20 protein-coding genes are annotated in these 21466 nt (G+C 48.2%); 12 read left to right on the forward strand and 8 right to left on the reverse strand.

The features are described from left to right. Window positions 1-14 precede the first annotated feature (14 nt). The 7 genes from ABN764_RS16935 (at window position 15) to ABN764_RS16965 (ending at window position 5766) form a co-directional block, all read left to right on the forward strand. The gene (locus tag ABN764_RS16935) at window positions 15-1448 is read left to right on the forward strand and encodes an NAD-dependent malic enzyme (protein WP_021256967.1); all 1434 of its coding nucleotides are present in this window, start codon (window positions 15-17) and stop codon (window positions 1446-1448) included. 10 nt (window positions 1449-1458) lie between these two features. Then, window positions 1459-1599: a sporulation histidine kinase inhibitor Sda gene (sda, locus tag ABN764_RS16940; protein WP_081677094.1), complete on the forward strand. Its 141-nt coding sequence runs from the start codon at window positions 1459-1461 to the stop codon at window positions 1597-1599. A gap of 400 nt (window positions 1600-1999) precedes the next feature. After that, window positions 2000-3046, forward strand: a complete 1047-nt coding sequence (locus ABN764_RS16945; protein WP_446672722.1) for an ABC transporter substrate-binding protein — start codon at window positions 2000-2002, stop codon at window positions 3044-3046. A 239-nt stretch (window positions 3047-3285) separates the two neighbouring features. Then, the gene (locus ABN764_RS16950) at window positions 3286-4197 is read left to right on the forward strand and encodes an ABC transporter permease (protein ID WP_315745709.1); all 912 of its coding nucleotides are present in this window, start codon (window positions 3286-3288) and stop codon (window positions 4195-4197) included. 2 nt (window positions 4198-4199) lie between these two features. Then, window positions 4200-4997 (forward strand): ABC transporter ATP-binding protein, encoded by a 798-nt coding sequence (locus ABN764_RS16955; RefSeq protein WP_065291970.1) that lies wholly within the window; start codon window positions 4200-4202, stop codon window positions 4995-4997. Between the two features lie 108 nt (window positions 4998-5105). Next, complete coding sequence (locus ABN764_RS16960; protein ID WP_175400525.1) at window positions 5106-5243, forward strand: hypothetical protein; 138 nt, start codon at window positions 5106-5108, stop codon at window positions 5241-5243. Between the two features lie 334 nt (window positions 5244-5577). Continuing rightward, window positions 5578-5766 carry a hypothetical protein gene (locus tag ABN764_RS16965; protein WP_021256963.1) on the forward strand — a complete coding sequence of 63 codons (189 nt, stop codon included), beginning with the start codon at window positions 5578-5580 and terminating at the stop codon, window positions 5764-5766. Window positions 5767-5848: 82 nt separating this feature from the next. Here ABN764_RS16965 and ABN764_RS16970 read toward each other — a convergent pair whose 3' ends face one another. From ABN764_RS16970 to ABN764_RS16980, 3 genes are all read right to left on the reverse strand, one after another. Beyond that, window positions 5849-7963: an ABC transporter ATP-binding protein gene (locus tag ABN764_RS16970; protein WP_446672723.1), complete on the reverse strand. Its 2115-nt coding sequence runs from the start codon at window positions 7961-7963 to the stop codon at window positions 5849-5851. A gap of 24 nt (window positions 7964-7987) precedes the next feature. Then, complete coding sequence (locus ABN764_RS16975; protein ID WP_028531369.1) at window positions 7988-9724, reverse strand: ABC transporter ATP-binding protein; 1737 nt, start codon at window positions 9722-9724, stop codon at window positions 7988-7990. Window positions 9725-10331: 607 nt separating this feature from the next. Beyond that, on the reverse strand, window positions 10332-10784 hold the full coding sequence (locus tag ABN764_RS16980) for a DUF441 domain-containing protein (protein WP_021260612.1): 453 nt from the start codon (window positions 10782-10784) through the stop codon (window positions 10332-10334). An 84-nt stretch (window positions 10785-10868) separates the two neighbouring features. Here ABN764_RS16980 and pcp point away from each other — a divergent pair, with 84 nt between their 5' ends. After that, entirely contained in the window at window positions 10869-11528 is a 660-nt protein-coding gene (gene pcp / locus ABN764_RS16985; protein ID WP_446672589.1) for a pyroglutamyl-peptidase I, read from the forward strand. A 78-nt stretch (window positions 11529-11606) separates the two neighbouring features. Continuing rightward, complete coding sequence (gene helD, locus ABN764_RS16990) at window positions 11607-13904, forward strand: RNA polymerase recycling motor HelD (protein ID WP_268625917.1); 2298 nt, start codon at window positions 11607-11609, stop codon at window positions 13902-13904. Window positions 13905-14111: 207 nt separating this feature from the next. On the opposite strand, the gene ABN764_RS16995 is transcribed toward helD, so the two are convergent. Genes ABN764_RS16995 through ABN764_RS17005 form a run of 3 tightly spaced genes read right to left on the reverse strand, consistent with a single transcriptional unit; the run spans window position 14112 to window position 17183 of the window. Then, the gene (locus ABN764_RS16995; protein ID WP_268625916.1) at window positions 14112-15038 is read right to left on the reverse strand and encodes a glycine betaine ABC transporter substrate-binding protein; all 927 of its coding nucleotides are present in this window, start codon (window positions 15036-15038) and stop codon (window positions 14112-14114) included. A 5-nt stretch (window positions 15039-15043) separates the two neighbouring features. After that, window positions 15044-15883 carry an ABC transporter permease gene (locus ABN764_RS17000; protein ID WP_446672590.1) on the reverse strand — a complete coding sequence of 280 codons (840 nt, stop codon included), beginning with the start codon at window positions 15881-15883 and terminating at the stop codon, window positions 15044-15046. Then, entirely contained in the window at window positions 15864-17183 is a 1320-nt protein-coding gene (locus ABN764_RS17005; protein WP_446672591.1) for a quaternary amine ABC transporter ATP-binding protein, read from the reverse strand. Before ABN764_RS17005 ends, ABN764_RS17000 begins: the two co-directional genes overlap by 20 nt. Before the next feature lie 323 nt (window positions 17184-17506). Here ABN764_RS17005 and ABN764_RS17010 point away from each other — a divergent pair, with 323 nt between their 5' ends. Both ABN764_RS17010 and ABN764_RS17015 read left to right on the forward strand, forming a co-directional pair. After that, the gene (locus tag ABN764_RS17010) at window positions 17507-18064 is read left to right on the forward strand and encodes a GbsR/MarR family transcriptional regulator (RefSeq protein ID WP_021256954.1); all 558 of its coding nucleotides are present in this window, start codon (window positions 17507-17509) and stop codon (window positions 18062-18064) included. 143 nt (window positions 18065-18207) lie between these two features. Then, window positions 18208-19401, forward strand: a complete 1194-nt coding sequence (locus ABN764_RS17015; protein ID WP_446672592.1) for a GntR family transcriptional regulator — start codon at window positions 18208-18210, stop codon at window positions 19399-19401. A 127-nt stretch (window positions 19402-19528) separates the two neighbouring features. Here ABN764_RS17015 and trhA read toward each other — a convergent pair whose 3' ends face one another. Together trhA and brfA are read right to left on the reverse strand one after the other, a co-directional pair. After that, a complete protein-coding gene (trhA, locus tag ABN764_RS17020; protein ID WP_021260604.1) occupies window positions 19529-20176 on the reverse strand; it encodes a PAQR family membrane homeostasis protein TrhA in 648 nt (215 codons plus the stop codon). Between the two features lie 145 nt (window positions 20177-20321). Next, window positions 20322-20498, reverse strand: coding sequence for a ribosome rescue factor BrfA (gene brfA, locus ABN764_RS17025; RefSeq protein ID WP_021256951.1), 177 nt, complete (start codon window positions 20496-20498; stop codon window positions 20322-20324). Window positions 20499-20640: 142 nt separating this feature from the next. Here brfA and ABN764_RS17030 point away from each other — a divergent pair, with 142 nt between their 5' ends. Beyond that, window positions 20641-21402, forward strand: a complete 762-nt coding sequence (locus ABN764_RS17030; RefSeq protein WP_446672593.1) for a DUF3891 family protein — start codon at window positions 20641-20643, stop codon at window positions 21400-21402. Window positions 21403-21466: the final 64 nt, after the last annotated feature.

The raw sequence follows: 21466 nt of genomic DNA on the forward strand, positions 1-21466 counted from the left end.
GGAGAGTGCAAGCCATGGCCAAGTCACTAGGTTCAAGCACGAATATTATTATTCGAATGGAAATTGACAAGCATGTATGTACATTTGCTCAGATTGCAGCAGCAATCGGCGAGAGCGGCGGGGATATTGTTGCGATAGACGTCATTCGCGGCACACCGGCATTTACAGTACGAGACGTTACGGTCAATGTGTATGATGGCAGTGTAGGTGATCGCATCGTACAGCGGTTGAAGCAGCTGAAGGGTGTTACGATCGTGAACGTCTCGGATCAGACATTCCTGATGCACCTCGGCGGCAAGATTGAAATGACCCCGAAAGTACCGATTCGTAACCGTGACGATCTGTCACGCGTGTATACGCCAGGTGTTGCCCGTGTATGTATGGCCATCCACGAAGATCCTAACCGCGCCTATACGCTGACGATTAAGCGGGATACGGTTGCCGTCATCTCGGATGGAACGGCAGTGCTGGGGCTTGGCAATATTGGAGCACTGGCAGCAATGCCAGTTATGGAAGGGAAGGCAATGCTGTTCAAGCAGTTTGCCAATGTAGATGCTTTCCCGATCTGTCTGGATACGCAGGACACGGAAGAAATCATACGAACGATTGAAGCGATTGCGCCGGCATTTGGCGGCATTAACTTGGAAGACATATCGGCACCGCGCTGCTTTGAAATTGAGCAGAGATTAAGCGAGAAATTGGATATTCCTATTTTCCACGATGATCAGCATGGTACATCTGTAGTCATGCTGGCGGGAATTCTCAATGCGTTGCGCATCGTTGGCAAGTCGATCGAGGATTGCAAGATTGTGCTGTGCGGCGTAGGTGCAGCCGGAATGGCATGCACGGAGATGCTGCTCACAGCAGGAGTTGTGAATATCATTGGTGTCGATCGTCAGGGTGCGCTAGTACGGGATACCGTGTATGAAAATGAAGCATGGAATCGGTACGCATCGAAGACAAATCCGAACTTGGAGAGCGGTTCTCTGAGTGATGTTATCCGAGGTGCGGATGTATTTATCGGCGTATCCGGGCCAGGTGTATTGAAGAGAGAGGATGTCATGACAATGGCTTCCGACCCAATCGTATTTGCTATGGCCAATCCGACTCCAGAAATCGATCCGGACGAAATCGAAGATATTGCTCGCATTATTGCAACAGGCCGTTCGGATTACCCGAACCAAATCAATAATGTTCTCTGTTTCCCAGGGCTGTTCCGCGGCGTGCTGGATTGCCGTGCGTCCAAGGTGACAGAACGTATGAAGCTGGCAGCGGCACATGCAATTGCTGAAGTTGTACCTGCCGATGAGCTGAATGAACTTTATATCATTCCGAGCGTCTTTAATGCACAAGTTGTGCCGAAGGTTCGTGATGCGGTCGTAGATGCGGCCTATGCGGATGGCGTGGCACGCAGACGTGATTACAGAGACGTGAACAAAGGGGTATAATCTACACGTTATGTACACGTTATTGACCGACGAATCACTACAAGAAGCTTATCAGGAAGCTGTTCGTATGCAATTGGAGGCTACATTTGTCGATATGCTTCTTGCTGAAATTGAATATCGTAGGAAGCGGATAAGTCTCGAGGCTTCCTGATGCACCTTGTTCTGCTTGCGTTTCATGCTTAGAAATACATTTGAAAACAATCATACATGACAGCCACTCTTTCAAACTACGATGTCTGAAGGGGTGGCTGTTTTATATGTAGGACAGCGATTATTTAAAAAGTAGAGAAAAACACAAAAAAATGAAATAAAATACTAGAAAATGCCATATTTATCAAACGTTATTATTGACGAGTTGGAATATGTAGGTACAATATGCCTATAACGCGTTACTTGGATCATGCTTTTAAGCTTTTGTGGTTTTATGCTTTTACGCGATAAATCATTTTTTTTGTTGAAATTGACCACTGCTAACAATATTAGTGTTGTGGTGAACCAAGAAAAAATGATAGTTTACAAGAATTTATGATGTGAAAGGGAGAATGGTCATGATGAAATCTCGTCGTCATCTTGTTATGGCTGCAATTATGTCGCTTCTGATGCTGTTTGCAGCTGCATGTGGGAATGGTGGATCTGCCAATAATGCCACTAGTGAAGGGAGCGGAGAAGCTAAGGGCTCTGCTGAAGGCAAGAAAGTCAAAATTGGCATTACCCAGGTTGTCAATCATGCATCCCTCGATGAGGCCTATAAAGGCTTCGTTCAAGCATTAAAGGATAATGGTTATGTCGAAGGAGAGAACTTAGTACTGGATTATCAGAATGCTCAGGGTGATCAGACAAATGCAGCTACGATCGCGCAGAAATTCGCGACGGGCGGAGTGGATCTCATTTTAGGGATTGGCACATCGGTTTCTCAAGCTGCAGCGAAGGAGACGAAGGATATTCCTGTGCTGTTTACGGCGGTTACGGATCCTGTAGGAGCGGGTCTTGTGCAGAGCATGGAGAGCCCTGGCGGCAATGTGACGGGAACGACAGATCTGCATCCAGAAGCGATCTCCAAGTTGATGGAGTTCATTAAGGACAATGTCAAAAATATTGCATCAGTAGGCATCATCGCGAATGAAGGCGAGCAAAACACCGTAGTCAATGTCCAGAAAGCTGAGGAAGCTCTAACAAAGCTCGGGTTATCGGTTGTCAAAGCCCCTGTAACGAATAGCTCGGAAGTGAAGCAAGCTGCGGAATCGCTTATTGGCAAGGTGCAGGCCATTTATGTTCCTTCTGATAATACAGTCGTAAGTGCGTTGAACTCGGTTATTGGTGTGGGCAATGACAATAAGATTCCGGTGTTCGTTGCAGAGAAAGACTCAGTAAAGAACGGCGGTGTTGCTTCCTTCGGCTTCGAATATTTCGATCTAGGTTATACGACCGGCAAGATGGCTGTTGAAATCCTTAAGGACGGCAAGAAACCGGCTGATGTTTCTGCTCGTATTCCTGAATCTCTCGATTTGGCGTTGAACCTGAAGGCTGCAGCTGCTCAAGGATTCGATGTATCGGATGCGATGAAGCAGCAGGTCAAGCCGGAGAACTTGTTCCAATAAAGACGGAAGGCATTGCTTCGCTGCACATGCGGAAGACGAAAGAGAGCAGAATCATGCTTTACCGAACCGTTCTATGAGGCTTTAATCGCGCATCAAGTGTAAGCAGGCAGCCGCACTACCGCACTACATACGGCCTGTACGATAACTGCTTGGCGACCGCAATCATAAGTGGTCGTTCGGGTTGATTTCGATACGGGCCGTTCGTTCATTTATACGAATCGAGGAAGGAGCGATGGCTCGTGGATGGATTTGGATTAGCGATGCTGAAATCGGCCGAGTTAGGCGTGTTATATGCTGTAATGGCGTTAGGGGTATACTTAACATTTCGCATACTTGATTTCCCGGATTTAACGGTAGACGGAAGCTTTACGACGGGTGCAGCGATCGCTGCATTATCAATAACTTCGGGCATATCGCCTTGGATTGGTACGCTGCTTGCATTTCTCGGTGGTGGGATTGCAGGCATGATTACGGGTCTTATTCATACGAAGGGGAAAATCAACGCACTTCTATCTGGCATATTGATGATGATTGCTTTGCATTCCATTAATTTGCGGATTATGGGTAAGGCCAATATTGGCCTGATGCAGAATGAAACGCTGCTGACGCCTCTATCGCATGGATTTACGCTGCTTTTGGTAATGGGAGCATTTGCGCTGCTTATTAAATTTGGTCTGGACTGGTTTTTGCGTACGGAAATTGGTTTGTCACTGCGCGCGACGGGGAACAACCCGCGGATGATTCGCAGCTTCGGTGTGCATACCGACAATACGATTATTCTTGGCGTCAGTCTCTCGAATGCACTTGTTGCTCTATCAGGCGCACTTGTTGCGCAATCCCAAGGGTTCGCGGATATCCAATCCGGGGTAGGCATGATTGTTGTGGGGCTGGCCTCTGTCATTATCGGTGAGGCGATATTTGGCCATCGCACGATCATGCGTGCTACGCTAGCTGTGGTGCTAGGTGCTGTTCTGTATCGGGTCATTATCGCAATTGCTTTGCGAATGCAAATGAATGCAACCGATTTGAAGCTGCTCACAGCAATTATCGTTATTATTGCCTTAACGATACCGATGATTCGCAAGTCATGGAATCAACGTCGTGCAAGCAAGCTGCGTGCTATCCAGATGATTCAAAAGGGTGGTGAATAGAGATGCTGCATGTCAATCAAGTAAGTAAGTTTTTTAATGCGAATACGGCTGATGAGAAGATGGCATTGTCTCATATTCAACTGCATTTACAACCTGGCGACTTCGTTACGGTTATTGGCAGCAATGGTGCAGGCAAATCGACCCTAATGAATATTATTTCCGGAGTGATCGCGCCTGATGTAGGCAGCGTCTCGTTAGATGGTCATGAGGTAACATCCATGTCAGAACATCGCCGGAGTCGCTGGATCGGTCGTGTGTTCCAAGACCCGATGGCTGGAACGGCACCGGATATGACGATTGAGGAAAATATGTCCATTGCCCTGCGCCGTGCAACGAGACGGGGGCTGGGATTCGGTGTTACGCGCGCTCGCCGAACCTTGTTCAAAGAGGAATTGTCCAGACTTAAGCTTGGTTTGGAGAATCGCTTGAACGCTAAGGTGGGATTATTATCTGGCGGTGAGCGCCAAGCCTTAAGCTTATTGATGGCCACGTTCACGCAGCCTAGTATCTTGCTGCTTGATGAGCATACGGCAGCCCTTGATCCTGGCCGTGCAGAGCTTATTACTCGTCTAACAGAAGAGATTGTGCGAGCATCAGCGCTTACTACACTCATGGTGACACACAACATGGAGCAGGCCATTCGGCTAGGCAATCGCCTTATCATGATGGATAAGGGAAAAATCGTGCTTGATATTCCATCGAAGTCGAAGCAGACATTAACGGTAGATTCCTTGCTTCGCGAGTTCGAGCGTGTTCGTGGGGAGAAATTCGTGGATGATCGGGTTGTGCTCGGAGGATAGTCCCAAGCTATGTTTGAAGATACTTGAAGAGATCCTACAGGAATTAGATCGCCTTAAGACGTTATAAATGTGAGGTAAGCGGGAAGTCTATAAGTGGAGGTGAGTGATATGCCGCATAACAAAGCGCAGCGAATTCATCAACAACAGAATCAGGCCAGCATCATGGAGGAGCAAGTAACTCCAAAGCTAGGCAAGATTGCCCACCGGGCAGCAAGCTTGAACCAGATTCCGAAGCAGCAAGGCTAGACGGATACTCATTCATTATATGATGCCTGATGCCTCGTACTTCCGGAAGAAGGAATAAACTTGCGTGCAATGCTGACCTTCCCAACTCATCGATGACAGACGACAAAGCACAAGACAAAGGAGTGTAAACAAATGGCACATAAACAACAAGGACATTCCCGTCAAAATACGACGACGCGTACTTCAGATGCCAATAATGCAAAAGGCAAACACAAGTAACTGCAATAACAATTAAGCATGTATACAGGAATCATGTTGGCTTATCCTCGATATTGCAGTTATGAAGTATTGCCGTTCCTGTTGTCTAACGCCTTTCAAGGAGGATGCCAAATCGATGGATCATCTGAATCTGGAGAGCGACTACTCCTGCTCTCAGGCAAGTACCGATTTGCCGCAGCTTAAGGCAGAACTTGAATCGCTTCGTTCAAAGGCGATTGGAGGCATGTCTTATGATCTGGAGCAGGAACTCAATCGAGTAGAGAATCAAATCCACTTTATTAAAAATAAGTGTTCCCTGCGTTAAATGATTGTATCGCTCAGAAAGAGCGTTCACCATGTCTGCTTATGCAGACGTAGTGAACGCTCTTCTTATTGATTATGATCGATTAGGTCGTAGGGACAGCCGAAGCCGAACTCATGCCAAGCTTCGTGCTGGATGAATCTGCAGCAGGATGCTCTGTAGGTGCAGCCACTGAGCCTTGCTGGAGCTGGTACATCTTATAGTAACGTCCTTGCAGTTCCATAAGCTCATCATGGGAGCCTTGTTCTACAATCTCACCACGATGCAGGACAAGAATTATATCCGCACTGCGAATCGTCGATAAGCGGTGGGCGATGATGAATGTGGTGCGTCCACGCTTCAATACATCGAGTGCCTCTTGAATCAGAGCCTCTGTCTCCGTATCAATGTTCGCAGTTGCTTCATCCAAGATTAAGATGGAAGGCTGGAACGCTAGAGCACGGGCGAAGGAAATCAACTGACGCTGTCCGGCTGAGAGTGTGCTTCCCTTCTCGATAACGGGCTCATCAATCCCGTTCGGAAGCTGCTTCAATATTCGATCTGCGCCGACGGCCTTCAAGGCGTCCTCCACCTGTTGGCGTGAAATGCGCGGATCGCCGAGACTGACATTGCTGGCGATTGTTCCGGTGAAGAGGAACGGATCTTGCAGCACGATTCCCATATGCTCACGAATCCATTGCTTCGGAACGCTCGTGATAGGCGTACCGTCAATGCGGATTTCCCCTTTTTGCGGGTCGTAGAAACGGAAGAGCAGGTTCATTATCGAGCTCTTTCCGGAACCGGTATGGCCGACGAGAGCTACCGTCTGTCCTGGCTTCGCCTCGAAATTGATGTTCTTCAAGACGTAATCTTCCTTATATGCGAAGGAGACGCTGTCAAACTCAACATGCCCCTTATAGCGCGGCATGGAGCCTTCGTCGAGCTCTTCGCCATATTCATCCATGAGCTCGAAGACGCGCCCAGCCGAGACGATAGATGAGTCGAGATTGGCTAGTTGGTTAACCATTCCGATAATTGGATGGAACAAGCGGTTCAACAGATCGGTGAATGCATACAGCACACCGAGCGTGATGATCCCGGAACCGCTTAAGGAAGCGCCAGCGAAATACCAGAGCACAACCGCAAATGCGATGTTGCGCAGTACATTAACCAAGTTGTGTGAGGTGAATGCATTCAAGTTCAACATCTTATTCTGGTACGTAAAGTACTCGTCGTTCATGGCATTGAATTCATCCATTGTGTGACGCTGACGGCGGAATGCACGAATGACAGGCATCCCTTGGATCGATTCGTTGATCATGGCGTTAATGGAGCTCAGTCGTGAACGAATGATCTTGTTGTAGCGAGTTGCGAACTTACGGTACAGAATAACCCACAATACGATAAGTGGCAGCACGAACATGCAGACGAGCGCCAACTTTACATCCAAGATGAACAGTGCGACATAAATACCAGATATCGTAATGATCCCGGATGTGAAGTTCGCCAGTACGGAGACGAACAAGTCTTTCACTGCTTCGGTATCATTAGTTACACGTGAGACAACCTTCCCTGCGGGCAGGTTATCGAAGTACGGGATTGGCAGACGCTGCACATGGGCATAGACATCGCCGCGAAGTGTTCGAATAACTCGGTTCGCAGCCGTCTGTAAGCCAAGTGTCTTGCCGAAGCTCATGAAGATACTCACGACAAGCAATCCAAAATAGAGAGCCATCAACTTCACGATGCTTGCAATCTCCGGCTCGTAGAAATGCAATATCTCTTGCAGAGACATGACGACAGCAGGGGAGCTATAAGCCTTATCGCCCGTTCCGATCGTCAAGGTTCCATCCTTGAATATCCGATCACCCGTTGCTTGTTCAGGAATGTGTCCATTCACGAATAGGAATTGGGAGCCGACTTGCAGAATGCGTGCTTCGGCGCCTTTCTCCTCGCCAGGCTCAAAACGATCCTCGCGCTTTAAGGTACGTCCTTCGTATGTGATGGCACCCTCTGCTAGCGCATTAACTTCATAATAGGGCTTCTCAATCCCCAAGATATGCTTATCGATAATCGTCTTGGCGATGAATGGGCCGGACAGCTCTGCCGCCACGGCCAGCGCCAACATGAGTAGTGCAAGTATGAACGTACCTTTATATTTCAACGCATAGCGCCATAATCGTCTGCCTACATGACGAGGCGCTTCTTTTTGTTGTTCCATTTCCACGGTGTATTTCCTCCCTTCTTACAATCCAGACTCCAATTGCTGGCGGTCATACTGTTCCTTATACCAGCCGCCTTGCTGGAGCAGTTGCTCGTGCGTGCCTTGCTCGACGATGCGTCCGTCATCCATGACAATAATCATATCTGCATGCTCGATGGCAGACAGACGGTGTGTGGTAATGAGTGTCGTCTTGCCGGCACGCTGCTCACGAATATTCTTAATAATATTCGCTTCTGTCCGTGCATCTACCGCAGAGAGGGCATCATCCAAAATAAGCACTTCTGGGTCTTTAATGAAGGCACGTGCCAGAGATACACGCTGCTTCTGACCGCCAGACAGCGCCACACCTTTCTCACCAACGATCGTGTCGATACCGTTGACCAGGGTAGGAAGGTCATGTGTGAAAGAGGCCGTATCGATGGCATTCATCACATCTTGTTCCGTACCATGTTCTGAACCGTGTAGAATATTTTCTTTCACGGTCTTTGAGAATAGAATTTGCTCCTGCGGCACATAACCGATCCAGCTGTGGAGTTGATCCATTGGAATTTGATCGAGCGGCACATCATTAATTAAGAACTGACCATTTCCAATCGGGTATTCCCGCAGCAATTGTTTAATGAACGTTGACTTGCCGCTGCCGGTACGCCCGACAATGCCCAACGTCTGACCTTTGCGCAGCGTAAGTGAAATGTCCTCCAGATTAGGCACCGTCGACGATGGATACTGGAATTTGTAATGCTTCCAAGTAAAAGTCGCTGGAACATCGACTTCCTTCGGTTGCGCTGCATCCTGTACATCTGGGGTGTAATGAAGAACTTCGTTTACCCGATCCATTGCGGCATTCCCGCGCTGCATAACATTGATAAGTTCTCCTATGGCAAACATTGGCCAGATCATAAATCCGAGGTACATATTGAATGTCAGCAATTCACCTAGTGTCATCTCATTATGAATAATCAGATAAGCACCGAATCCAAGCCCGATCATATAGCTAAGTCCGATAAACAAGCGAATAACCGGATCGAACAACGCGTCAATTTTGGCAACAGCGACATTCTTCTCATACACGTCCTGTACGATGTTGCGGAAGTGCTGTTCATCTGATTTCTCTTGTACATAGGCGCGAAGCACGCGCACACCGCCAACTGATTCGAGCACCTGATCATTCATTTTGCCGAACGCATCCTGTGCAATGGTGTAGCGCTCATGAATCTTCTTGCCGAATATCTTCATTGCGATGGCGATGAAGGGCAGCGGGAGCAGCACCGCAAGTGTCAGCTTCCACTGCATAATAAGCATTGCGACTAGCACGGTCGCGAGAAATGCAGTCGAGTCGGTCAAGGTAAGCATGCCAAAGCCAGTTGTCATGGCAACGGAACGCAGGTCATTCGTTGATCGGGCCATTAAGTCGCCTGTACGATTCTTCTCGAAGAACGGAGGCGTCATCTTCAAGAACTGGCGCATCAGCTTGGAGCGCAGCTTGCGCTCCACAAGGTTGGCTCCGCCGAAGATTTGATACATCCATACATACGTAATTCCATAAATGATCACCATGGAACCGAGAATGTAAAATAGGTACTTCGTAAGAGATTGCCACGTGATCGCACCTGTTACGATCTCATCGATAGCATTACCAAGCAGTCGGGGAGGCAGAAGTTCAAGTATGCCTACTGCGATGAGCAGGGTTACCCCGATTAAGTATCTCGTTTTGTGTTCTTTAAAGAACCAGCCGAGCTTTCCTAGTACGGAAAACATACATTCACATCCTTTGTCATTTGTTGCAGATTGATCGTAAGACAATAAAAAAAGGGCATACCGTTCGTAAACGATATCCCTTGATGAATAAGGTCATATGTACGAGCGGTGAGCGCCCGTTGTCCAATCCTGATTCCACGATCCGAAATCCATCATGGCACTTGATTGGCGATTACCCAATCAGTACCTCATGATCTATCGAAATGGATTCATTCTTCCGTTCGATCTAATGGTTAGAAACCAGTCAGATCGCTCGGTTCAGCAGGGCTCCACTGATATGAAATTGCTTGAGCTGCGTTATCAATGTGTTGATTTAGCAATTGTACTGTCAACATGGAGTTTACCTGCCTTTCTGCATCAATTTAGTTGGACGATTCATTGTTATCGTCCTGTCTGCTTGTTGATTCTAGCACTGTGGATGAAATATTGTCAATCGTTTTGTTGCACAAATTTAACATTTGACGTGCCTAATCCCATCGATCATATATGCTGCTTAACTGCTAATATGCGGCAGCTAAAACAGCTGCTATGCGAGAAAAATAGCCCTAATAGGTGATTTGCCGTATATCAGGAATCATCGTATGATGAAGATGATTCGAGGTCATCGTTATGATTTCCCGAGCAGCAAAGACAGTATGCCTGCAGCAATGAGAGGGCCGACCGGAACACCGCGGAACAAGGCCACGCCAAGAACGGTGCCTACGAGCAGACCAGCGACCACAGTTGGAGATTGAGTCATTAATTGGGCGCCGCGGCCTCCCAAATACGCAACGAGGATTCCGACGGCGATAGCTAACAGCGACTTCCAATTCATAAAGGATTGCGCGATCGTATCGATGGACATCTTGCCGCTTGCAATCGGTGCCATGACTCCGATCGTCAAGATAATGATGCCAACGGTTAGTCCGTACTTCTCAATCCAAGGGAATAAGCTCTGCATGTTCGTCACGCGGAGCAGCAGAAGAACGACCATTGCGATCGTAACGGTAGAATTGCCGCTTACAATGCCGAGTCCTGCAAATCCGAGCAGGATGAGGGATGAAATATCTAGTTGTGACATGGTATGTATCTCCTTTCACATTCGTTGACAAGAATAGCATATTTCCTACGTATTGAAAATAAAACAGAGCGGGGTGCTGAATCGATGAGCAACACAGTAATCATCACAGGGTTTGACCCATTTGGCAATGAAACGATTAATCCTTCTTGGGAGGCAGTTAAGCTGCTTCATGGTCGCAGTATTGGACGTTACGACGTTCATGCCATCCAGCTTCCAACCTCGTTCGAGCGGGCGGGAACCGTGCTGGCGGAAGCATTGGGGCAAGTGAAACCGGAAGCCGTGATCTGTGTCGGTCAAGCCGGAGGCAGATCGGATATTACACTGGAACGTGTAGCCATTAATTTGAAGGATGCACGCATACCTGATAATGATGGGGCGCAGCCAACCGATGGAGCCATTGTCGAGAATGGGCCAGTTGCCTATTGGGCCCGTATGCCTTTGAAGGCAATTCGCGCGGCTGTACAAGAAGAGGGCATCCCTTGCTCGATTTCCTATACAGCTGGAACGTTCGTGTGTAATGCGATATTTTACCAGCTGATGCACCTTCTTAATGAGCAGCAAGATCCAAATTATAAGCGTGGCGGATTTATTCATATCCCTTTTTTGCCCGTACAGGCAGCTCGTTATTCCAACATGCCGAGTATGTCGCAGGATGATGTGGTGAAGGCGCTTGAAACGGTCATTCTTCACTTAGATGATGCGGAGAATGCAAATGAAAGTGCAGGGACGTTACATGGGGCCTAAGTTTAGGATATAATAGTACTTTTCGATACAGATCCTAAGAGGATTCGAATCGGCCAGCAGGCGGAAAGGAGTTGCAAGGTGAACGAACAACCATCCATGAGGGATGAGGAAGAATTATATCTAACAGGCGTGCTTCGCTTAATGGATCGCCAGATCGCTGCATTAGAAGCGACCGCTGAGGAACGTCAAGCAGAAATTGTGGAGATGAAGCGCCAATTCTGGGACGAGGTATCGGTCGATAGTGACGAGATGTTCGAGACGTATGTGAGCATCATGCAGCAGGCGAAGGACTTGGCAAGTCACGAACGCGTACAGAAGCATGCAGCCAAATGGCTGAACAAGCTGCGCAAGCATATTCAGGCGCCTTACTTCGGGCGCGTTGACTTTATAGAAGATGGAGACATGGAGACGCTACCAGTCTATATCGGGCTCATGTCCGTGTCGGATGAAGAGAGCGGAGAACATCTTGTTTACGATTGGCGTACGCCGATTGCTGGGTTGTTCTATGATTATGCGCCTGGTCCGGTGCAATATCGCACTCCAGCAGGAGTTATTGAAGGAGAGATGACGCTCAAGCGTCAGTTCCTCATTCGAAATGGCCGCTTGGAGGCAGTCTTCGATACAGGTATTCAAATCGGCGACGACATGCTGAAGGAGATGCTGAAGCGGAGCGCTGACACGAAGATGAAGAGTATCGTCAGCACGATACAGCGCGAGCAGAATGCGATTATCCGGGATGACCTGCATGATGTGCTTATTGTGCAGGGAGCGGCAGGAAGCGGCAAGACGTCAGCAGCTATGCAGCGAATTGCGTACCTGCTGTACAAATATCGCAGCAGCATGCGCTCCGAGCAAATTATCTTATTCTCACCGAATGATCTATTCAACGATTACGTGTCCAGCATATTGCCTGAGCTTGGCGAGGAGAATATGACGCAGACGACGTTCCAATCTTATATCGAGCATCGCCTCGTCACCGAGCGTAATATTGAGGACATTTATGACCAGACGGAACGCCTCATGCAGGGCATGGAACGCTGGACAGCTTCTAGAGAGGCAAGAGTCGAAGCGGCTGCGGCAAGATGGAAAGCTTCGGCGGGTTATCAGCAGGTCCTCGATCGCTATATTGAATCATTGCAGCGGGAAGGCATGCGCTTCATTCGCTTCGGAACGCCGAAGCGAACGATTATTAGCACCGAACAGCTTGCGGAGCAATTCTATGGCCAGCTTGCTGATTGGTCATTGCCTGCTCGGATGGACAAGCTGAGAGATTGGCTGCTGGAACAGCTTCGTGCTTGGGCAGTGAAGGAACAGAAGCGTGTCTATCGCAAGCTGCAGCAGCAGCCGAATTATTTAGGGACGGAAGAAGAGCTTCGCGACTTGAGCCGCAAGCAGGTGAACAAGTGGTTGAAGCGGTTCCGCAAGCAGGCGAAGGAGCTTCGCTTCGTCGATTGGGAAGAGATGTATTGTGACTGCATGCGCAAGCTTGAGCATTGGGCACGTCAGACAGATGGTATCGCGAGCGGCAATGAAACCATTGACGTGGAGACGATACGGGCAATTGGCCAGCGGGCAGTAAATCAATTCGAAGCAGGGATGATTCCATTTGAGGATGCTTCCCCATTGCTGTATTTAATTGAAAGTGTAGAAGGATTCGACACCTTTAACCATATTCGACATGTGGTGATCGATGAGGCGCAGGACTACTCGCCGTTCCAATATGCGCTGCTGACTCGATTATTCCCACGCAGCCGCTTCACGATATTGGGCGATTGGAATCAAGCGATCTACGAATCGAATCGTATGGGGTCTGCGTCCGCGCTGCAAGCTGTATTCTCAGAGAAGAAGTCCGATGTTATTACGCTTCGCAAGAGCTATCGCTCCACCCGAAATATTATGGAGCTCGCGAGCAGTGTGCTGCCAAATGGCGAGAAGGTAGAGCCTTTTAGTAGAGAGGGTGTAGAGCCGATTCTCATTCGCTGCGAGGACGAGGAGGAGCAGCTGGATCAAGCTAGTAAGCAGCTATCGTCATGGACTGAGGCAGGGGAGCTTGCTTCCATTGCAATTATTACGAAGGATGAAGCGACAGCGGCGCAGGTTCACGAACGCTTGCAGCACAGCTTCCCGCAATTGAAGCGGGTATCGAAGCATACGAAGCAGTTCGTATCCGGACTATGGGTTGTCCCGTCCTACTTGGCGAAGGGTCTTGAATTCGATGGAGTTATTGTATTTGACGCGCAAGAGCAGGCTTATGGGAATGAAGCAGATCGCAAACTGTTCTACACGGTGTGTACGCGAGCGATGCATCGCCTTGCCTTGTTGGCAGTTGGATCAGTGACACCGTTCCTTGATTCATGGAACCAAGGAAGAAGCTAACGGATAACAACTTATATGTACGCAATTGAAGAAGCGCCATGTGACATTGAATCGGGAATCCGATCCTTGCCACAGGCGCTTTTTTTAAATGGATGATGGTATCGTGTATTCGCCATTACGATGCGCATAATCATCTGTGATGGCTTGGATATCACGGTACGATGCTTCCGCTCTATCTATCAGACAAGGACTGCCCATAATGTGGAGCTATTTCTTCATATCCTCAATCGATTGAATAGTAACATAAGAAGGGACGACGAGACCAATTTTGGTACCTTTCAAATTCGGTCCAAGATCGTCCACATTATCTTGGAAGCGCTCATAATAGTCCTTATGGGTAGTAGGCAGCCAAGCTGCTACAATTGCGTCAACGTCGCCATTGGCAACACCTGTCCACATTGGACCAGCCTCTACCTGAATCAGATCGACCTTATACCCGACTTCATTTTCTAATACGGATGCAATGATATTTGTACTCGCTATTTCGGAATCCCAAGCCACATATCCAAGCTTGAGCTTCTTACCCTCAACCTTGTCGACTCCGCTCGTCCAAGCCTGGACTTTGTCTGTATTCGCTTCGATCCAAGCCTTAGCTGCATCCTTCGGCTCCTGACCATCATGAATGTCCACCATTACCTTCGCCATGTCTTCAGCCATCCATTCGAATCGATCCAATGTCTTGTACGCACTTGGCTCATCTTCCTTCAATCCCTTGCGAGCAATCGTATGAATTTGCTCGTCGCCGCCGTAGATTCCCTTCGGATCCTCTAAGTATTTTAATTCATACTTCGCGAACATCCAGTGCGGCGTCCAGCCTGTAATTATGATAGGCTCCTGCTTCTTGATTGCTTTATCCAGAGCGGCAGTCATCGCCGCCCCGGAGCCTTCGATCAACTTCCAATCGGTCAGCTCATATTCCTTAAGAGCTGCTTCTGTTGATTGCATAATGCCTGCACCGGCATCAATTCCGATAATCTTATAATCAACCTGCTTCCCGATGCTGTCACCTGTTGAACTCGCGGTTCCATCATTGCCAGCCGTGCTGCTTGATGAGTCAGTGCATCCGGCCAAAGTCCAGCCTAACATAACAACAAGTCCAACCAGCACCCAATACTTTGTACGACGCTGTTTCATTTCCATCACGCTCCTTGTTTATTCGTTCTCCGTTTTTTCAGCCATTGTTGAGAGAAACGATCTAAGATGATGGCTAACAGTACAACAGACAGTCCTGCCTCGAATCCCTTGCCGATTTTAAGCATTGTGACAGCCCGATAGACTTCGGTGCCAATCCCTTGTGCCCCGATCATGGATGCGATCACGACCATGGATAGCGTTAGCATGATGGTCTGATTCACGCCGGCCATTAGTGTAGGCATGGCTACGGGAAGCTGTACCTTCCATAAGGTCTGCATGGATGTTGAGCCGAACGCAGAAGCGGCTTCGATCATATCGTGCGGCACTTGACGTATGCCGAGTTCCGTTAGACGAATGGTAGGAGGAACGGCAAAAATAATAGAGGCGATCACGCCAGGAACGATTCCTAGGCCGAATAGAAATACGGCGGGAAGCAGGTAGACAAATGCCGGCATCGTCTGCATGAAGTCCAGTATTGGCTTAACAATTCGGGACAATCGGTCTATTTTCCCACAAGCGATGCCTAGCGGGACGCCGATGATGATTGATAGGATTGTGGCGACAATTACGAGTGCAAGTGTATTCATTGTGGGTTCCCAGTATCCAAGCCAGTCAATGATAAAGAGCCCGATAAGCGTAAGCAGCGATAGTGACCACCGGCCGATGACAAAGGCAAGCAGTGCGGCCATGAAGATGAACACATAAGACGGTGGCAGCAAAAAGAGATCCGAGATGCCCTCAACGATTCGCTCAATCCATTTGGAGAGCAGTCGGAACCATCCATCTGCGTTCGTGCTTAGCCAATTGACGGCGTTCTCGACCCAATCACCGATTCTCAGCTGCATCGATTGTCACTCCTTCCGTAGAGCGACTGCTGTTGTCAGCGTTAGCTAAGGGTTCTAGGCGTTCGAGTCCTGAAGAGGCAGTTGGCATAGATTTCGTAGAATCATCCATCTCATCCGCTGAGTCAATTAGATTGCCTGCCAGCGCTCCGAGTACGGCACCGCGTACGATGGCGCCCATTAGCTTGCCATCCGGATCGACAACAGCAATAGGAAGCTTCGCTTCGCCGGATAGAGCGAGCAGTTCATGAAGAACAATAGAGGGAGGTACGATGGGAACGTCGATGTGCATGACTTGTTGCAAGGATAGGCCTCTGCGTGCTGCCTCGCTAGCCTGTTCGGCTGTAACGACTCCTTGAAGGGACTTATCCTTTCCGACGACGAACAGTGTGGAAATACCGATATCCCTCATTAATTGCAGCGCCACTCGCGGACCGCGATCTAAGGATATCGTCTCTGGCCTGCGCATAATATGCGAGGCGGTAAGGACTTTGGATAAGTCTACGCCTTCAACGAATCGCTCTACATATTCGTCAGCTGGCTGCATCAACATTTGCTCAGGGGTTCCAATCTGAATAAGCTTGCCGTCTTTCAGCAAGGCGATGCGATCGCCGATGCGCAGCGCTTCATCCAAGTCATGGGTAATGAAAATGATGGTTTTGTGCATTTTCTGCTGCAGGGCAAGCAGTTCATCCTGCATGTCGCGGCGGATTAACGGATCTAGTGCACTGAATGCTTCATCCATAAGGAGGATATCTGGATTATTAGCTAAGGCGCGTGCCAATCCAACTCGCTGCTGCATGCCGCCGCTCAGTTCTTCCGGGTATTTGTCTTCCCAGCCACCTAGGCCGACGAGCTCTAGCGCTTCAGTCGCCTTGCGGTAGCGATGTTCCTTGGAGAGACCTTGTATTTCGAGGCCATATGCGGCATTGTCAAGCACAGTACGGTGGGGGAAGAGTGCGAATTTTTGAAATACCATCCCAATTGTCCTTCGCCTCACCTCTCGCAAATCGCTTGCATTCAGCCTCGAAATATTGCGATCCTTCAGCCAGATTTCACCTGAGGTTGGCTCAATGAGTCGGTTTAGCATGCGCACGAGTGTGGATTTGCCACTGCCGGACAAGCCCATAATAACGAAGATTTCTCCTTTTTCCACGGCAAAGGATACCTGGTTCACAGCTACGGTCGCTTGTTTTTCTGTGGCGAGCAGCTCTCTTGACCACCCTTGTTGCAGTAGAGTGAGTGCTTTTTGTTCGTGCTGTCCAAATATTTTAGTCACTTGGTTGACCTTGATCATGGACAATCCTGTCACCTCTCTTGCGTATGGAATTGAGCGTTGTATACGCTATATCCATTTTAACCCTTGGAAAAAACAGAGAACAACCATGAAAACAGTTTGTAAGATACGTTCAGAAAAAACTTTATAAACTTATTCTTTCGAATTCTCCAATATGCTAAATATTGCTATCCCATTTGATTCTTTACAATTTGTTCCTATTCTCTTACAATGTTCGTGGAACATAGAGAATGAGCTTTTACAGCAATGTTTGACAAATATATATAGGGCGGTTTCGAATCGGTCTGCCATTGCTGCAGGGATAGGATTCGGTACAGGAGGAATGACTCATGACTACGTTCGCACAGTTGACACAGGAGCAGAAGAGCGCTGTTGAGAAGGCTCGCAATCGTGTCATTGAAGCGATCGGACAAAATATGGACTTGTACGGCATGACCCATTCTACTGGGCATTTGTACGGCCTGCTGTTCTTCAGTGATCATCCGATGACGTTGGATGACATGAAGCAGGAGATGGAGATGAGCAAGACAAGCATGAGTACGGGCGTGCGCACACTTGTAGACATGAAGATGGTGCATAAAGTGTGGGAGAAGGGGACGCGCAAGGATTTATATGAGGCAGAACAGGACTGGCATCAGACATTTGCTGATTACTTCGGTCTGAAATGGAGAAAAGCTGTAGAGATGAACTTGTCTGCGATTCGGCGTTCAGTCAAAGAGCTGGAGCTGCTGCGCGGCAGCTCGGAGGATGAACAGCTTGCGGCAGTCATTGCGAAGGATATCGCCAAGATGGAGCAGGCGGAAGCGTATTATGGATGGCTTAATCAATTGATAGATGCGTTTGAATCTGGTGATATCTTTACGTATATCCCGAAGCATGAGCGATAGTCGTCCGTTTAGATATGAATCTGGGAAAGAGCGGTGGAGAGTGGTGCATCGCTCTTTTTTGCTTCCGAATTTTCCCTAATCATTGTCTCTTCTACCTAAATGCTATATTATATATATTAAATTAATAATTAAGGATGATCTAAATGAGCTATGATTCTCGATCGCCGCTATATTTGCAAGTTCAGCGATATATTGAGGATATGATTCATACGAAACAATTGAAGACGAATGATCGGATTCCGACAGAGAAGGAACTGATGGAGCAGTTCCAAGTTAGCCGCATTACAGTTGTGAATGCGCTTGCAGCTCTCGTGAAGGAAGGGTTGATCTATCGAGTCCCCGGAAGAGGCAGCTTCGTAGCGGAGCAGAAATCAATTGGCTTCAGCTCGGTACGTGAAGAGCAAGCTGGAGGTACAGAAGGACTGGATGTCAATGGAGCTGGCTCTGGAAGCCAGGAACGAAGACGAAATGTAGTCGGATTTATGATGCCGACATTGGATGATTATTTTGCGATGCGGCTTATTAATTCGATCCAGCAGACGTTGAACGAGCGTGGATACTCTCTAATCGTGGCCTTTAGCGGAGGCTCGAAGGAGCGGGAAGAGCAGCAAATTCGGGAGATGCTGGACATGGGCATATCAGGCTTGCTGTTATTCCCTGTGGATGAAGATATCTACAATGAAGAAATATTGTCATTGAAGGTAAATGGTTTCCCATTCGTGCTTATCGATCGATATTTGCCTGGAGTGGACACCCATTATGTATGTTCGGACAACCGCAAAGGCGCGGAGATGGCGGTAGCTCATTTATGGGAACTCGGTCACAGGAATATTGCGATCTGCACAGATGCCTTCCGAGATTGTGTGAGTGTACAGGATCGCATAGCAGGGTATATGAATGAATATCAGAGACGGGGGGCCATGATCAATCCAGCACTCATTCTAACGGATTTTACGCTTCCTGTCGGAGAAGAAGCTGATGATTCTGTACTTGCTCGGTATATGAAGAGTGAGATGGCAACTGCGTATATTGCGCTGCATGGCAAGCTTGGCATGCGCATGCATCAGATCGCGAAGCGGGCGGGACTGAGAGTGCCAGAGGATATCTCGATCGTAACGTTTGATGATCCGGAGCACTTGGAGGAGCGAGAGACATTCTTTAGTCATATTTATCAGAATGAAGCACAGATTGGACGCCGTGCCGCTACGATATTAGCGGATATTATGGAGCGTTCCGACCAGGAAGGGCAAGCCGGCAAGGAAGCGTACCATAAGGTTATCCTCGAGCCTCAATTCGTAAATAGACGTTCAACTGGCCCATGCCAGAGCGAACAATAACTTCTGCAATAACCTACACAAAACCGCCAATCTCTGCGGCAAGAGGAGATTGGCGGCTTCATCAATCGGGTAAATCCTACATAGTGCGTGATCAAACGCGGACTTTTTGAACAACCTCTACATAGAGCTATACGTGAATTTGGACTAAGGTCAGTACGGAGAAGAAGTGAGCAACGGAACCTGCAAGCACAAATAGATGCCATATCATATGATGGAAGGGGAAACCTCTCCATACGTAGAATATAGTGCCTAGTGTATATAGGATACCGCCAATGATCAGCATCGTCAGTCCGAAGGATGGCATAGCCTCTGTCAGTGGATGCCACGCCCACACGATCAACCACCCCATAGCAATATAGAGCAGCGTGGACATGAAGAGGAATCGCTTCGTGAAGAAGGCTTTGAATACGACGCCTCCGATAGCAATGAACCATACGATGGCGAACAGTGTCCAGCCGATAAGCTTAGGCAATGCGATTAAGACAAGCGGTGTATAAGTGCCTGCGATGAATAAATAGATGGATGCGTGATCGAAGGTCTCGAACAAGTCCTTTACTTTTCCTTCAGGAAAGCTGTGCACCAATGTCGACGAGGTATACAAGAGAAGCATCGATATGCCATAAATCGTGAAGCTGACGACATGGATGGGTTGTCCATACAATGAGGCGAATACGATAAGCAGTGTCAGGGCAGCTATGCTCATAACGACTCCAATGCCGTGCGTAATCGCGTTAGCGATTTCTTCGCCGCGCGAATAGGTGTGAGTGTTAGCCATACGGCGGCACCTTCCTTTCTGTGGGATCCGTCCAATCGGATCTGCTTATTCATATTGTATCGAAGCAGGGAAGAAGCTGCAAATGATCAATGGCACTTTTCGAAAAGATAACAAATTCGAGGAGATACAAATAGATTAGATGTCGTTAAATAGCAACAGCGCCGTCATCTACCCGTTTCCGGCATAGGCTTCGGCGCTGCTCTGCTTTCTTATTCGGCACGACTTGTGTATACGGCTTCCGTGTCCAGCTTCCCCGCAGTAAGCTCGGGTCTAAATGTCCTGCGCGCTCTGACTTGCGGCGCTTGTTGGATGTCTTGCTCATGGTATCCCTCCTATATGTTCATCTCACACAGCATAACTGCTGCCAATGGAAAAATCAATAACCGTGAGTCCTAAGTAAGGAACAAGGATGGCACTTCTTTCTCTTTATAAGGGTAGTACAACGATAAAGGAGTTGTATGAAAATGATTATTCGGACGAGGAAAGATGAAATCGTATGCATTGCACAGCACGATCATGGATATTTATCCGGCGAAATCGCTTCGAAGTTCCGCACGGAATTGCTTGGTACCTGTGACAAATATGAGGATGCCGTATATGCTGCCTACGAGCATGATTGCAGTTGGATCGGACTTGACGATACACCAATTTGGAATGACGCACAACAGGAGCCGTATACATTCATGGATTATCCAATGTCCTTAAAGCTTGTGTTCTACCGAAAGGGGCTGGACGATATCGAGAAAGCCAACCCATATGCCAGCCTATTGTGCAGCAAGCATTTCGCCTCTTTCTTTCATGTAGAGGAGCAGCAGGACGTAATCGAATTTCTCCAGCATGAACGGCAGCGTCAGCAGCGAATTAGGGAACAGGTTGTGGAATTGTCGGATTCGACGATAGCCAATCATTTTCGAATGCTTCAATTTTGCGATGATCTGTCCCTGTATGTGTGCTTGAATGAGCCAGGAGTACAAAAAGCAGAAGAGTTCCCTTGGTACCAGGACGGCTTCGAGCGCACAGAGCCTTTTAATATGGAATCAGGTGAGCAATTGCAAGCCGAGTGGCTGGATGACAGGACGATTCGGGTAACTCCAACTCCATTTACGGAACCGTTTACCGCGGTGTTATCTTATAAAGTTGTAGCCAAGGAGCAAATACACAAGTCAGGGATTTCCAGCGCCTATAAGGAGGCTGAACGGAGAGAGCAGGTCATTCATATCACATAAAATTTTTTCATAAAGGTAATGAAGGGATTAACAAGGGGAATGTCGTCTTAGGAGGCGGCGTATG

Origin of the sequence: Paenibacillus wuxiensis (assembly GCF_040195695.1) — a bacterium.
GTDB classification, from domain to species: Bacteria; Bacillota; Bacilli; order Paenibacillales; family Paenibacillaceae; genus Paenibacillus_B; species Paenibacillus_B suaedae.

Bases quoted from the DNA above. Each gene is read 5' to 3' on its own strand.
- ABN764_RS16935 (WP_021256967.1), top strand. From the start codon at position 15: ATGGCCAAGTCACTAGGTTCAAGCACGAATATTATTATTCGAATGGAA.
- sda (WP_081677094.1), top strand. From the start codon at position 1,459: ATGTACACGTTATTGACCGACGAATCACTACAAGAAGCTTATCAGGAA.
- ABN764_RS16945 (WP_446672722.1), top strand. From the start codon at position 2,000: ATGAAATCTCGTCGTCATCTTGTTATGGCTGCAATTATGTCGCTTCTG.
- ABN764_RS16955 (WP_065291970.1), top strand. From the start codon at position 4,200: ATGCTGCATGTCAATCAAGTAAGTAAGTTTTTTAATGCGAATACGGCT.
- ABN764_RS16960 (WP_175400525.1), top strand. From the start codon at position 5,106: ATGCCGCATAACAAAGCGCAGCGAATTCATCAACAACAGAATCAGGCC.
- ABN764_RS16965 (WP_021256963.1), top strand. From the start codon at position 5,578: ATGGATCATCTGAATCTGGAGAGCGACTACTCCTGCTCTCAGGCAAGT.
- ABN764_RS16970 (WP_446672723.1), bottom strand. From the start codon at position 7,963: ATGGAACAACAAAAAGAAGCGCCTCGTCATGTAGGCAGACGATTATGG.
- ABN764_RS16975 (WP_028531369.1), bottom strand. From the start codon at position 9,724: ATGTTTTCCGTACTAGGAAAGCTCGGCTGGTTCTTTAAAGAACACAAA.
- ABN764_RS16980 (WP_021260612.1), bottom strand. From the start codon at position 10,784: ATGTCACAACTAGATATTTCATCCCTCATCCTGCTCGGATTTGCAGGA.
- pcp (WP_446672589.1), top strand. From the start codon at position 10,869: ATGAGCAACACAGTAATCATCACAGGGTTTGACCCATTTGGCAATGAA.
- ABN764_RS16995 (WP_268625916.1), bottom strand. From the start codon at position 15,038: ATGAAACAGCGTCGTACAAAGTATTGGGTGCTGGTTGGACTTGTTGTT.
- ABN764_RS17000 (WP_446672590.1), bottom strand. From the start codon at position 15,883: ATGCAGCTGAGAATCGGTGATTGGGTCGAGAACGCCGTCAATTGGCTA.
- ABN764_RS17010 (WP_021256954.1), top strand. From the start codon at position 17,507: ATGACTACGTTCGCACAGTTGACACAGGAGCAGAAGAGCGCTGTTGAG.
- ABN764_RS17015 (WP_446672592.1), top strand. From the start codon at position 18,208: ATGAGCTATGATTCTCGATCGCCGCTATATTTGCAAGTTCAGCGATAT.
- trhA (WP_021260604.1), bottom strand. From the start codon at position 20,176: ATGGCTAACACTCACACCTATTCGCGCGGCGAAGAAATCGCTAACGCG.
- brfA (WP_021256951.1), bottom strand. From the start codon at position 20,498: ATGAGCAAGACATCCAACAAGCGCCGCAAGTCAGAGCGCGCAGGACAT.
- ABN764_RS17030 (WP_446672593.1), top strand. From the start codon at position 20,641: ATGATTATTCGGACGAGGAAAGATGAAATCGTATGCATTGCACAGCAC.